This window comes from Microbulbifer regidiadema (SeqCode) (assembly GCF_052467605.1).
This window is the reverse complement of the sequence record NZ_CP174316.1, coordinates 3130612-3143114: the sequence shown is the minus strand read 5'-3', so window position 1 is coordinate 3143114 and position 12503 is coordinate 3130612. Positions and strand designations below refer to the sequence as shown.

The 12503-nt window shown below is 58.2% G+C and carries 13 protein-coding genes; 3 read left to right on the top strand and 10 right to left on the bottom strand.

All coding sequences use genetic code 11. The features are described 5' to 3' along the window. The first annotated feature begins 84 nt into the window (after positions 1-84). Entirely contained in the window at positions 85-585 is a 501-nt protein-coding gene (locus ACJJIF_RS14395; RefSeq protein WP_444929029.1) for a TIGR02444 family protein, read from the top strand. Between the two features lie 133 nt (positions 586-718). On the opposite strand, the gene ACJJIF_RS14390 is transcribed toward ACJJIF_RS14395, so the two are convergent. After that, complete coding sequence (locus ACJJIF_RS14390) at positions 719-1654, bottom strand: histidine kinase (protein WP_444929028.1); 936 nt, start codon at positions 1652-1654, stop codon at positions 719-721. A gap of 455 nt (positions 1655-2109) precedes the next feature. Between ACJJIF_RS14390 and bamJ the strand changes: the two genes are divergently transcribed. Continuing rightward, positions 2110-2898, top strand: a complete 789-nt coding sequence (gene bamJ, locus ACJJIF_RS14385; protein ID WP_444929027.1) for an FKBP-type peptidyl-prolyl cis-trans isomerase — start codon at positions 2110-2112, stop codon at positions 2896-2898. A gap of 110 nt (positions 2899-3008) precedes the next feature. On the opposite strand, the gene rsd is transcribed toward bamJ, so the two are convergent. From rsd to rpmE, 9 genes are all read right to left on the bottom strand, one after another. Continuing rightward, positions 3009-3476, bottom strand: a complete 468-nt coding sequence (rsd, locus tag ACJJIF_RS14380; RefSeq protein WP_444929026.1) for a sigma D regulator — start codon at positions 3474-3476, stop codon at positions 3009-3011. A 167-nt stretch (positions 3477-3643) separates the two neighbouring features. Then, on the bottom strand, positions 3644-4330 hold the full coding sequence (locus ACJJIF_RS14375) for an LrgB family protein (RefSeq protein WP_444929025.1): 687 nt from the start codon (positions 4328-4330) through the stop codon (positions 3644-3646). Then, the gene (locus ACJJIF_RS14370; RefSeq protein WP_444929024.1) at positions 4323-4712 is read right to left on the bottom strand and encodes a CidA/LrgA family protein; all 390 of its coding nucleotides are present in this window, start codon (positions 4710-4712) and stop codon (positions 4323-4325) included. Before ACJJIF_RS14370 ends, ACJJIF_RS14375 begins: the two co-directional genes overlap by 8 nt. Before the next feature lie 35 nt (positions 4713-4747). Continuing rightward, entirely contained in the window at positions 4748-5239 is a 492-nt protein-coding gene (locus tag ACJJIF_RS14365; RefSeq protein WP_444929023.1) for a disulfide bond formation protein B, read from the bottom strand. Between the two features lie 2 nt (positions 5240-5241). Next, the gene (locus tag ACJJIF_RS14360) at positions 5242-5838 is read right to left on the bottom strand and encodes an acyl carrier protein phosphodiesterase (protein WP_444929022.1); all 597 of its coding nucleotides are present in this window, start codon (positions 5836-5838) and stop codon (positions 5242-5244) included. Between the two features lie 43 nt (positions 5839-5881). After that, a complete protein-coding gene (gshA, locus tag ACJJIF_RS14355; protein WP_444932356.1) occupies positions 5882-7501 on the bottom strand; it encodes a glutamate--cysteine ligase in 1620 nt (539 codons plus the stop codon). Between the two features lie 49 nt (positions 7502-7550). Then, positions 7551-7976, bottom strand: a complete 426-nt coding sequence (locus ACJJIF_RS14350; protein WP_444929021.1) for a hypothetical protein — start codon at positions 7974-7976, stop codon at positions 7551-7553. Between the two features lie 130 nt (positions 7977-8106). Next, positions 8107-9360 (bottom strand): malic enzyme-like NAD(P)-binding protein, encoded by a 1254-nt coding sequence (locus ACJJIF_RS14345; RefSeq protein ID WP_444929020.1) that lies wholly within the window; start codon positions 9358-9360, stop codon positions 8107-8109. Positions 9361-9737: 377 nt separating this feature from the next. Beyond that, the gene (gene rpmE, locus ACJJIF_RS14340) at positions 9738-9950 is read right to left on the bottom strand and encodes a 50S ribosomal protein L31 (RefSeq protein ID WP_108734996.1); all 213 of its coding nucleotides are present in this window, start codon (positions 9948-9950) and stop codon (positions 9738-9740) included. A gap of 320 nt (positions 9951-10270) precedes the next feature. Here rpmE and ACJJIF_RS14335 point away from each other — a divergent pair, with 320 nt between their 5' ends. Then, positions 10271-12484: a primosomal protein N' gene (locus ACJJIF_RS14335; protein WP_444929019.1), complete on the top strand. Its 2214-nt coding sequence runs from the start codon at positions 10271-10273 to the stop codon at positions 12482-12484. Positions 12485-12503 lie beyond the last annotated feature (19 nt).

Below are 12503 nucleotides of genomic sequence, written 5' to 3'. Positions count from 1 at the left end.
GATAAATGCTAGGCTATTCGACAGACCCGGGGGCTATAGGGCTTTGGGGTACTATGCCGATCAACAAAGGGTCGGGATTCTAACGTGACAAATACTTCACCTCCATATTCCTCCAAGGAAAACCCCCTCTGGCAGTTCAGCCTGGACTTCTATGGGTTTAGGGGCGTTGAGCAATTCTTACTCGAATGCCAGGATAACAATGGTGCCGATGTTTGCCTGATGCTGTGGGCGAGTTACACCGCCGTTTGCGGTAGGGCAGTGAGTGAAGAGGGTTGGAGAGTCGCAGATCGTGGAGTCGCTCCACGCCGGCGAATTATCAGCAGTGTGCGGGGCCTGCGCCGCTGGCTGGGACGCCTGCGCCCCCATACTCAGAGTGTCTATGCACTGTGTCAGCGCTATGAGTTAAAACTGGAGCAGTTGCAGCTGGCCGCGCTGTGGAAAATGGATGTGCAGGACTGCTCGGGGGATTGCTCCGCACTGGAGCTTGCCGCGCGGCAATATGGCTTGCCGCAAAAAGACCAGGCGCGCTGGGCGGGCCTGATCGAAAGCTACCTGGCTCATAGCGGGCTGGCCACTAGGGCATAGCCAGCGGTTCTTGAACTCGCAGCGCTTGCCTCGGGTCGCCGGCGGTACAGTGGTGAAAGCGCGGCGTTCAATAGGTGAAATTCGCACAGCAGCGCGGTAGCGGAGGTCGGATACTCCGCTCCACGGCTAGAGATTACTCGCCGCTAGGCTGTTCCGAGGAAAACAGGCTGTTGGCCGGAGTGCTGGGCGTGATTGTTGCGGTAGGGCGCGGTGTTTCCAGCGGCTTTTGTGGCTCGCTCTGAACGGGGGCTGCCGCATCGTCCTTGGGCAACTCGACGGCTTCGGGCGCGCTGGCAACTTCTACCTTCGGCATCTCTGCCTCTGGCTTTACGATTGCGGCTGCGGGCTCGACTTCAGCCGTGGGCTTACTCTCTGCCGGCGCCTTGACTACAGCGGCTTTGGCTGGAGCTTTTTTCGCCGGCGCTTTCTGTTCTGCGGCAGACGCTTTCTTTAGCGGGGCTTTCTTTGCGGCGGTTTTCTTTACCGCTTTGCTCGCTGTAGCGGTTTCGGCTTTTTTACTGCTGGCTTTCTTTTCAGCAGTTTTTTTTGCCGCTGGCTTTTTGCTGGGTTTCTCCGCCGTGGTGCTAGCGGCCTTAGCGCGCGCCTTTGTGCTGCTTGCCTTTGGAGCCGCTGCTTTTTTAGTGGTGGCTGCTTTGCGGGCTTTGGGCTTGCCTAGGAGTTTTTCCGCTTTCTCGCCGGCCTTGCGCACAGTGGCGGCCGCTCTCAGCTCGGCTTTGGCCAGGGACTCGGCACCTTTTGCTTCGCGGTGTAAAGCCTTGGCCTGCTGGAGTGCTTCGTTCAGTTTCTCTACATTGCCCTTGGCGGTTTCTACCCGTTTTTGTGTTGCAGCTGTCTTTCGTGTCTTGGCTGCAGTTCTAGCGTCCGCCAGTTTGGTTTTAGCCTTAGCTAATTTTTCCTTTGCGGAAGTCAGTGCTTTTCCGGCTTTTAAAACACTCTTGCCGGCATCGGTAACTTTCTTGTTGCGGGCTTTATCCAGCTTGACGGTTAGCTTGGAAATTTGAGCTTCCAGTTCTGCGACTGAATTGACAGCTATTTTTTTGGCGGCCATGAGTAAATGTCCTGACGTTTATTATCGATTGGAACATCCGGACAGTGTACCGATCAGATCGATATGCAATGGACATATTTAAATCGGGGACCTGAACACTGTAAATTGCCCCAAACTGAAAAGCACCTCAAACAGTCCGGAACAACAACCGGCGACGGGTCGATAATAGCGCTGTTTTTAAAAAAAATGTATGCCGCGAGCTGTGAAAAGCGTGTCGGCTTGATATTTTTTCTCGCCGCCATGTGGAACCTTAGAGGGGAATGTGGTGTCCTGCACAGTGTGCGCGTCACCGGTATGCACTTGCAGTCGCCTTGGGTTAGACTTGGGCGGACTGGCGGAAAAGGTGCGCCTGGTGGCTAAGGCCGGAATCAGGATTACTGGAACAGCCGCCGCAGGCGTTGACCCAGGGTCAAGCGCGAATCATTCAACGCAATACGGACAAAGAGACAACACCCATGAATAAATACCCTTTGGCTGCAGCAATAGCCCTTGGCCTGGCGCTGACCGGCTGTAACGAACAGGGATCTAAGCAGGAAAAAGAAGTTTCTCTGGATACCCAGGAAAAGAAGGTTAGCTACATCATTGCCGAAGATATGGCTAAGCGCCTTGAGTCTCAGGATGTAAAGCTAGATCCTCAAGTGGTGTTGATGGCTCTTAAAGATGTTTCCAGTGGCAATGAGTCGCGTTTGTCTGAGGAAGAGAAGCAGCAAACTATCGCCGCTTTCCAGGAGCAAATGCAGAAGAAGCAGCAGGAAATGCTGGCCCAGCAGGAGAAAGAGTTCAAAGAAACTGCTGATAAAAACCTGCAAGAAGGCAAAGCTTTCCTCGAAGAGAACGCCAAGAAAGACGGCGTTGTTACCACTGACTCCGGCCTTCAGTACAAAGTGATTACTGAGGGTTCCGGCAGCAAGCCCAGCGAGAACAGCACCGTTGAAGTGGACTACAAAGGCACCCTGATTAACGGTGAAACCTTTGATAGTTCCTACGATCGTGGCGAGCCGGTTCAATTCCCGGTTAATGGTGTTATCAAAGGTTGGACCGAAGCGTTACAACTGATGAAAGAGGGTTCCAAGTGGGAGCTGTACATCCCCTCTGAGCTCGCTTACGGCCCGGGTGGCGCTGGCGGTAAAATTGGCCCCAATGCGACCCTGATTTTTGAAGTGGAACTGCACAAGGCCAATGTTGGCGGCGAAGCTGGTTCCGAGAAGAAAGAAGAGAAAAAAGAAGCCGCTAAAACCGAGTAATTCAAATTAGCGCTTTGGCTGAAAAAAGGCGCCCTGCGGGCGCCTTTTTTATTTTGCTAAAACCGCTGGCGAAAACCTGTGCTGGCGGTTGCTCCCCAAGCGCTGCCCGTTTAAGCCAGCTGGTTTTTATGTGCGGTGTGCAGAAGTGCAATCATCCGGTCCTCGGAGCTAAAGCGGGTTTCCAGGGCTTCGCCCAGCTGTGATAGGTCCGGATTCAGGCTGGATAAATCGTCGGTTTCCTGATATTTGTCATTGAAGTCGACAGCGACATCCGTTGTCGCATCAATTTCCCGATAGAGTGTGCGCGCCTGTTGCAGGCCCTGCTTATCGTCAAAGGCCTGGCCTTCCAGTATCAGTTGTTCGTACACTTCAAAGTGTCCCGCAGAGACATAGTCGACTAACAATTGGCAGAGGTGGCGCACCCCGTTTTCGGTCTCGGTATCTCCCTCGTTGAAGGCTTTTTTTTCCGATAGGTGGTAGTAACTTACCAGGAGGATTTGTCGGGACTGTAGCCAACGGTCAATGATTTCACTGACGCCACCCCAGCGCTCGCGCGCAGATTTACAATTTTCCAACATCTCCAAATCCTTTAGTTACTGTTGCCGTTATAGCCAGCTTTTTTGTTGATTTCGAAGGTCCTAAGAAGATAGGAGATTCCCCCGCCGACGGCAAGGCGCAGAGCGCGATCTACGCCAGAATACCATGATATCCGCAGCGATCTGTCGCGGGGTAAATGGGGGGTGTTTTATCCACTGATAATCAGCGGTAATACCAGTGCGGTGAGGGCACCGCAGGTGCCCATCGCCAATGCGGCACAGGCGCCACACAACGCACTGATTTCCAGTGCCCGCGCCGTCCCCACCGCGTGGGCATTAATACCCAAAACAATACCAATAATGCGCTCGTCCCGAATCTTGAGGCGGTGCAGCAGCGGGGGGCCGGCAATGGCACCCACGACTCCGGTTAATACCACAATCGCGGCGGTGAGACTGAGTGACGCCTGGATTTTGTCGGCCAGGGCCAGTGCGATGGGGGTGGTAATGGACTTGCCGCTGAGCGCTAGCAATACCGCTTGCCCCGCTCCCAGGAGTAGGGCAATAAGCACCGCAATCAGCGGAGCCAGAATTGCACCGACAACAATCGCCACCAGCAGCGGCCAGCCGGCCCTGCGGATAACCACCAGGTTTTGCTTGAGGGGGACGGCGAGGGCGACAACCGCCGGCCCGAGCAGGCCGTACAACAGCGCACTGGAGTCCTGATAATCCCGGTAGGGGATCTGTAAAATGCTCAAGGCAATGGCGACCAGAATACTGGCGCTGATGATGGGGTGCAGCAGTGCGGTATTACAGCGGCGGTAAAGCGCGACGCCGATGACAAAAGCTATAGAGCTCAAGGGCAATACAAAGGCCGGGCTGGCCAGGAATTCACTCATCGCTGTTGCTTCCCGAGCGCAGCAGTATTGCCTGCAGCAACCAGGCGCAGATCGCCATACTGACCAGCGTGCCGATCACAATAGCGGCGATTAGCGCGAGCCAGTTGGAGAGGGACAGGCCCTGAAAAAAAAATACTCCGACTGCCGCCGGCAGTAGCAGCAGGGGCAGCAGATAGAGCAGCTGCGAGCTGACCTGGGACAGGCCTGCGGGTACGCCGCCATTGATCAGCAGGATAACCAGTAAAAAAAGCATCCCCACGACGGATCCCGGCACGGGCAGTGACAGGCTTGCGCTGGTGAGATTGCCCAGCCAGCCACAGGCCACCAGCGTGGCAGCCCCGCCCAGCCAGTGAAGTATTTTGTGTAGCTGATTTTTTGACATGGAGGGAATGGCGGCGCTAGCGCCGCCGCAGGTCGTTAGGCCTTGCGAAAAGCTTGCCAGCCGCCGAACAGGATCAGGCCGGCAAAACCGATAGCGGCCCAGCCGGGGATGCTCAGGCCCATCATGGTCCACTGTACTTCGGCACAGTTGCCATCGCCGCTCAGCAGCGCCTTGAGCACATCGGCCATGGGGAACACTTCAATCATATAGCTGACGCTTGGGCCGCAGGCCGGTACCTGGTCTTCCGGCAGGCTCTGTAACCACAGCTGGCGACCGGCAAAGTAGAGACCGCCCATTGCCCACAGGGATACCAGCAGGCCGTATACCCGCCGGCCAATGGTGGCGGGGTTGTGCAGGAATGCGATCAGCGAAACCACGCCCACGCCCAACAGCATTACCCGCTGGGTAATACACAGTTTGCAGGGCTCCAGGCCCTGCACATACTCGAGATAAAAGGCGGAGCCGAGTAGAAAGGCCACCATTAGGAAGACCAACAGAAAAGTGATGCGCGGGTTGGGTAAGGTCATGATTATGCGGGTCCTGAATAGTGCTGTCGAAAGCGGTTCGCTTCGAGATTCAAGTCGGTTAATAGTTTATTGAAATTGCTTTCCAGTGTGTTCCGCCCGGCAATAAGCTCGGGCAGCAGTTCCTGTAGCGCTACCGGGCGGCGCAGGCGCTGCCCGACCCGCTCCAGGGTCAGCTCGATTACCCGCTCCTCGCGGTAACTTTGCAGCAGTTTAATTTGCTCGGCGCGCTCAATAAATGCCTTTGCGCGAGGCGGAATATACCGGCTGTCGGAGTGAAAGTCTCTCCAACAGGTCCGGCAGAAATCATCCAGGGGCTCGGGGTGCCACTGCGGCCAGTTCTGTGCCAGTAGGTGGTCGAACCAAATATCCAGGGCAATGCCGGCGTAGCGGCGCCACTGGGAATCCAGCTGTGCCAGGGCCTCCCGGTAGGCGGGATGGGCATCAGTGATCGCATCGATGCGGCGGTGCAGGCGGATACCGCGCTCAATATCCGCCGGCCAACTGTCGTCCAGGGGGCCTTTGACAAAGTCTCCCAGCAGCCCGCCCAGGCGCCAGCGCGGATGGGGCCCGGACAGTAGCAGGTGTGCCAGATAGTTCATAAACCTCGCTTGCAGGGTTCTTTGCGCGGCAAGGTCTCAGCCGCTAGTCCTGACAGCAGTTGTATTGGGCGTAGTAGCGACTCAGGAAGGCCTCAAAGGTACCGCTGTCCTGTGCTTCGATTTCTTTCTGCCTGAGCAGTGAAATCTCCGCCTGGTGCTGGAAGTTCTGTAGTGACTCGCTATCCAGGGGGCGATCGAGGAAGTAGTGGCGGTGCTGTTCGGCTTTATCCATGGCCCACTGGGAAAAGGTAATCTCTTGCTCGCGCATCTCCGCCAGTATCTGCTGTGCCGGCGTGAGGATATCCCCCTTCACCTTGGCTTTCTGTACGCCCACAGCGCTGCGGTACTCCGAGCCGCCCCAGGCGTTATCCAGCAACTCTGCCACCGAGTCGACCTCTTCCAGTAGCTGAGTGGCCCAGTCGCTCAGTTTGCGCTCGACGCCGTTGTCCAGCAGTGTCAGTTCCGGCTCGTGGCCCCGGTAGACGATACGCTGTTGGTTCTCCTGGGTGCTGCGGTAATCGGTATCACTGGTTTTGGGACTGTCGGTGAGCAGGCAGTGCAGCAGGAAGCTATCGATAAAACGCATCTGCTGGGCGTCGATGCCCAGGGGCGCGAAGGGGTTCAGGTCGAGACAGCGCACCTCGACATACTCGACGCCGCGATTGTCCAGGGCGGACAGTGCCGTTTCGCCGCGCTTGGCCGGGTTCTTGGGGCGGATGGGCGAGTAAAACTCGTTCTCTATTTGCAGTATGCCGGTGGACAACTGCTGGTAGTCGCCGCCTTCATTTTTAACCCCCATTTCCTGGTAGGGGCCGTAAGCGCTGCTGATCGCCGAACAGAGCGTGGATAAATAGCTGCGCAGGTCGTTGTAGCAAACCACCAGTGACTGCTGCACGTTGCTGTTGTAGCCCAGATCACCCATACGCAGGGAAGTGGCGTGGGGCACGTGCAGTGTGTGACCGTCGCCGTTAAAGGGTTGCAGCTTGTGCTCGCGCCCCTCAATAAAAGAGGCACACACCGCTGGCGCGGCGCCAAACAGGTAAATCAGCAGCCAGTAATTGCGGCGGAAGTTGCGAATCAGGTCGAAGTAGCGCCGGGTTTTAAAGCTCTTTAAATCCTCGCTGCTGCCTTCGATTTCATGCAGCCACAGCCAGAATTCCTCCGGCAGCGAAAAGTTGTAGTGGATACCGGCAATGGTCTGCATGGCGCGGCCGTAGCGCAGTCCCAGACCCAGGCGGTAAATGGTCTTCATGGTACCGCTGTGGGAGCTGCCGTAGCGGGCGACGGGAATATCTTTATCTTCGCCAATCGCACAGGGCATGCTGTTAACCCACAGGCGCTCATCACCGATTTGATTGTAGGTGTAGCGGTGGATGCGATCCAAGACCTGTAGGGCCTCTTCCGGGGTGGCTACCGGAGGCGTAATAAATTCCAGCAGGGCTTCGGAGAAGTCGGTGGTGATACTCTCGTGTGTCAGTGCCGAGCCCAGCGCCGTTGTATGCGGGGTTTGCGCAAGGGTGCCATCGGGGGCGACCCGCAGGCTCTCCTTTTCGACCCCGCGAAGGATACCTTTGAGCAGTTGGGTGGGTTTGGCTTGCGACAGTGCGGCCAGGTGGGCAATAGGCACTCGAATCTCCTTGGTACTACCGGAACGCTGTTTCATCGCTGTCATTTGGGGCGACTCTCGCTGCCGGTGCTGAATGGTCAGGCGCTCAGGCGGCGGATTCCGATTTGTTTTCGTCGGGCTGTGCGGGCGTTTCAGCGGGCGCTTGTTCCGGGGCAACCTCCGGCGCTGGCTGTGGCGCTACCTCAGGTGCCGGCTGGGGCTCCAGCTCCGGGTTTGACTGTTCCGGCAGCTCTTCGGGGGTTGAGGGGGCAATTTCAGTATCGCCCTCTTGCGCTGAAAGCGGGGCGAGAGCTTCCACGGGGATCTGGGGGTGTCCCTTGGGATTGAGTTCGCACGACAGCAGTTCAATGCGCAGATTCACATCGCGAGTATTGGCCTCGAACATCTGGTTGATCGCGACATCTTTGTGCTCGCTGCGAAACAGTTTGTTCGGTTCGCGGCCATCGGTCCATTCGCCGCTTTTGCTCAGGAACTGCTGGTGCTGATTGGTCAGCACGTACACATGACTCATTATGTTGGGCAACTTTGATGCTGTGACAGAAAGGCAGTTTAGCGACGGGGGCTTTGTGGCTCAAGAATTCCGTTAGGGCGAAAGCGGTAAATGCCCGCCCTAACGGGTTAAGTGAGAAAAAATGTGCCCGCTAAAGGGTTTCTAGGGGGTAGTTTTCCGGGTAGGGCAGGCGTGCACAGCCGCTGTCTACGGCGGCGCGGGCTACCGCTGAAGCGACTTCCGGCAGCAGGCGCGGGTCGGTGGGCTTGGGCAGGATATAGTTGGGCCCGAAGCTGAATTCGATACCGCCGTAACCCTGGCGCACTGAATCCGGCACCGGCAGGTGGGCGATTTTGCGGATCGCCTCGATCGCGGCCAGTTTCATCTCTTCATTGATACGCGCCGCACGCACATCCAGGGCGCCCCGGAAAATAAATGGGAAGCAGAGCACGTTGTTAACCTGGTTCGGGTAGTCGGAGCGACCGGTGGCCATAATCAGGTCGTCGCGCACGCTGTGAGCCAGCTCCGGTTTGATCTCCGGGTTGGGGTTGGAGCAGGCGAAGACCACCGGCTTGGGGGCCATGCGCTGCAACTGCTCGGCGGAGAGCAGGTCCGGGCCGGACACTCCGAGGAATACGTCCGCACCGGCAATGGCATCGTCGAGGGTGCGCATATCGGTATCCCGCGCCCACTCGCCTTTGTAGGCGTTGATATCCGTTCGGCCCGAGTGGATAACCCCGCGACTGTCGAGCATGGTGATCTGTTCTTTGCGCGCGCCGGCGGCCAGCAGCAGCTTGCAGCAGGCGGTGGCGGCGGCACCTGCGCCCAGGCACACCATGCGCACATCGCTGATTTTCTTGCCCTGGATTTCCAGCGCGTTGAGCATACCGGCAACGGTCACAATAGCGGTGCCGTGCTGGTCGTCGTGAAAAATGGGTACTGGGCAGCGCTCGATCAGGGCCTCTTCGATATGGAAGCATTCGGGCGCTTTAATATCTTCGAGGTTGATACCGCCGAAGGTGTTAGCGATAGAGGCCACGGTCTGAATAAACTGTTCCGGGCTGTTGGCATCCACTTCGATATCTACCGAGTTGATATCGGCAAAGCGCTTAAACAGCAGTGACTTGCCTTCCATTACCGGCTTCGAGGCCAGCGGGCCCAGGTTGCCGAGGCCGAGAATGGCGCTGCCATTGGAAATGACTGCCACCAGATTGCCCTTGCCGGTATAGCGATAGGCCGCTTCCGGGTCCTTGGCGATTTCTCGCACCGGCTCGGCGACGCCGGGGCTGTAAGCCAGGGACAGGTCTTCCTGGGTTTCGGCAGGGGTCGTCAGTTCTACTGAAAGTTTGCCGGGACTGGGGAGCGCGTGGTAATCGAGCGCTGCCTGGCGCAATGAATCCGTCATTTGGGGGCTTTTCTCTCGAATACTGTGGGCAACACCTAAGTGTTATGCCGGTTACTGCGGGGATCAGAGAATAACCGAGAGAAGCTTGACGCTACAAGCGGGAAGGCCCGCAATATATGGTAAAGAATCCTATGTCCGTCGTGTAAATCGACGTTTTTTGGGATGTATTTCCGATTTTTTATGTTTTTTAAAGATGAATATGTCGCTATTGGTGGGAAGCTTAAGCGATTCAAGTCGATTTTACATCGGCCTACAGAGGCCTGCTGCGATTGGGCACTGCGCCTCACAAGTACATACAAAAAAGGCACCGCCGCTGTGGGAGGTGCCTTTTTGGAGTGAGCTGCCGCGAGGCCGCCCACTCGAGCGAAACGCTCGGATTATTTGCCGATACGGCTGCCGAAACGCTTCTTGAAGCGGTCAACACGACCACCAGTGGTAGCCTGCTTCTGCTTGCCAGTGTAGAAGGGGTGGCACTGGGAGCAAACGTCGATTTGCAGGTCTTTACCCAGGGTGGAGCGGGTTTTTACAACATTGCCGCAGGAGCAGGTAGCGGAGATGTCGGTGTAGTTAGGATGGATATCTGCTTTCATGATTGCCTCTTTTCGAAACCGCCACTCGATCTTTTGCCGGGCACGGTATCGTCATTGGTGCAGGAACCGGTATGGTTCCAGGCTGTTTAAAAAGTCGGCGCATACTATCAGAATAGTGTCGCGGTTCAAGCACAATTCAATTGCGCTGGCAGCGGTGCCGCGCCATTCAATAGCGGCGCAGCGGCAGTGAATTTTATCAATTGTCCCGTGACGCTTTAGTCGCCAAATTGACGCCCAAACTCATTTCCCCCGGCCAGGCCCTGCAACTTGCCACATCTGCCATTACACTAGCGCCTTTTGCTTGAGTGAGTGGGGGCCAAGTGCAGGAGTCAGTCCAACAGAGAGTCATTTTAAGGCTGGCCGTGCCCGTGCCCCTGAGGCGCCTATTTGACTATTTGCCGCCGGAGGGGCTTTCGCCGGAGTCACTGCGGCCCGGTCAGCGCCTGTGGGTGCCCTTTGCCGGGCGCAAGCTAGTGGCGGTACTGCTGGAGATCGTATCGGAATCACCGCACAGCAACTTGAAACCCGCACTGGAACTGGTGGACTCGGAGGTTTTGTTTGGCGATGGCAGCCGCAAGCTGCTGGCCTGGATCGCCGACTATTACCAGGCGCCCCTCGGTGAGGTCTACGCCGCAGCGCTACCTGTGGCGCTGCGCAAAGGCAAGCCGGCAGATCACTGGGCGGAGCAGTGGCTCCAGCTCACTACCGAGGGAAAGGGCTTGCCGGAAACCGCACTGGCGCGCGCGCCCAAGCAGCAGGCCCTGTTGCAGCTGCTATTGAGTGATGGCAAACAGAGCCGCACTCACCTCAAAACTCTTGGCCACAGCACCCCCGTGATCCGCGCCCTACAGGAGCGCGGCCTGGTGGAGTGGATGCCAGGCCCTACCGTACCGGCGCCACTGCCCGCTGCAGAGAGCACAGCGGCCCCGGAGCTGAATAGCGAGCAGCAACAGGTGCTCGACAGTGTCGATTGCAGCGGTTTTTCTGCCTCACTACTGGAAGGCACCACCGGCAGCGGCAAGACCGAGGTCTACCTGCGCCTGATGCAGCGGGTTCTGGAAAGCGGCCGCCAGGCACTGTTACTGGTGCCGGAGATTGGGCTCACCCCGCAAACGCTGCGGCGTATTGCCGCACGATTTCCCAAGCACAGTATTGCCGCGCTGCACTCCGGCTTGGCCGATGGCGAGCGCGCACAGTCCTGGTTGGCGGCCGCAGGTGGGCAGGCAGACATTGTGATCGGTACCCGCTCGGCCATTATGACCCCCCTGCCCAGACTCGGCGTAGTGATTGTCGATGAAGAGCACGACGCCTCTTTTAAACAGCAGGACGGCGTGCGCTACTCGGCGCGGGATTTGGCTGTGGTATTGGGGCGCAACAATAATGTGCCGGTGGTGTTGGGTTCGGCCACGCCCTCTCTGGAAACCCTGCACAACGCCTTGAATGGGCGCTACCAGCACCTGCGCATGCGCTATCGCGCCGGTGATGCCAAGCCGCCGCAAATTCACGTGGTGCCGACACTGCGGGAGCCCCTGGAAGAGGGGTTCTCGCCCCAGGTACTGCGCCATATCGGCGATACCCTCGCGCGGGGTGAGCAGGCCCTGGTGTTTATCAACCGGCGCGGCTTTGCCCCGGCGCTGACTTGCGATGATTGCGGCTGGCTGGCGGACTGCCCGCACTGCTCGAGCAAGCTGACTATGCACCGGCGCCAGCGCCAGCTGCGCTGCCACCACTGCGATTATCGCCGCCCGCTGGTGGATAGCTGCCCGCAGTGTCACAGCCGTTCGATCTCGGCGCTGGGGGCCGGCACGGAACGCAGTGAGGAATTGCTGGCGCGGCGCTTTGCCGATTACCCGGTGATTCGGGTGGACCGGGATACCACGGCGAGCAAACAGGCGCTGGATAAATTGTTGGCACCGGCGCGGGAGGGCGAGCCCTGCCTGTTGCTGGGTACCCAGATGCTGGCCAAGGGACACCACTTGCCCAAGGTCACTTTGGTAGTGATTCAGGATGCCGATGGCGGCTTGTTCAGTGCCGACTTCCGCGCGCCGGAGCGCACCGGCCAGCTGCTGGAGCAGGTGGCGGGCCGCGCGGGGCGCGGCAGTCTCCGTGGGCGGGTGCTGGTGCAGAGCCGCTTCCCCGAGCACCCGCTGTTACAGCTGCTGTTGGAAAAAGGCTACGGCGCTTTTGCGCGCCAGCTGCTGCGGGATCGCGCGGTTGCGCAGCTGCCCCCGGCCAGTGCCATGGCCCTGGTAAGAGCGGAGTGTGAGGAGCCCGGCTGGGCCGAAGAGTTCCTGCACAATGCGCGGCTCTTTATGCAGTCCCTGGCCCCGCCGTCGCCACAGATTCAATATCTGGGACCTGTGCCGGCACTGCTGGAGCGCAAATCCGGGCGCTTCCGATTTTATATTCAGGTCACCGCGCAAAACCGGGCCCACTTGCAACCGCTGCTGGCGCGGGTGTGCGCCTGGGCGGAGGGCAATAAAAATCGCCGCCTGCGCTGGGCTGTGGATATGGATGCGCAGGAATTGTCGTGAATATGCGCTGAGTTGCGCG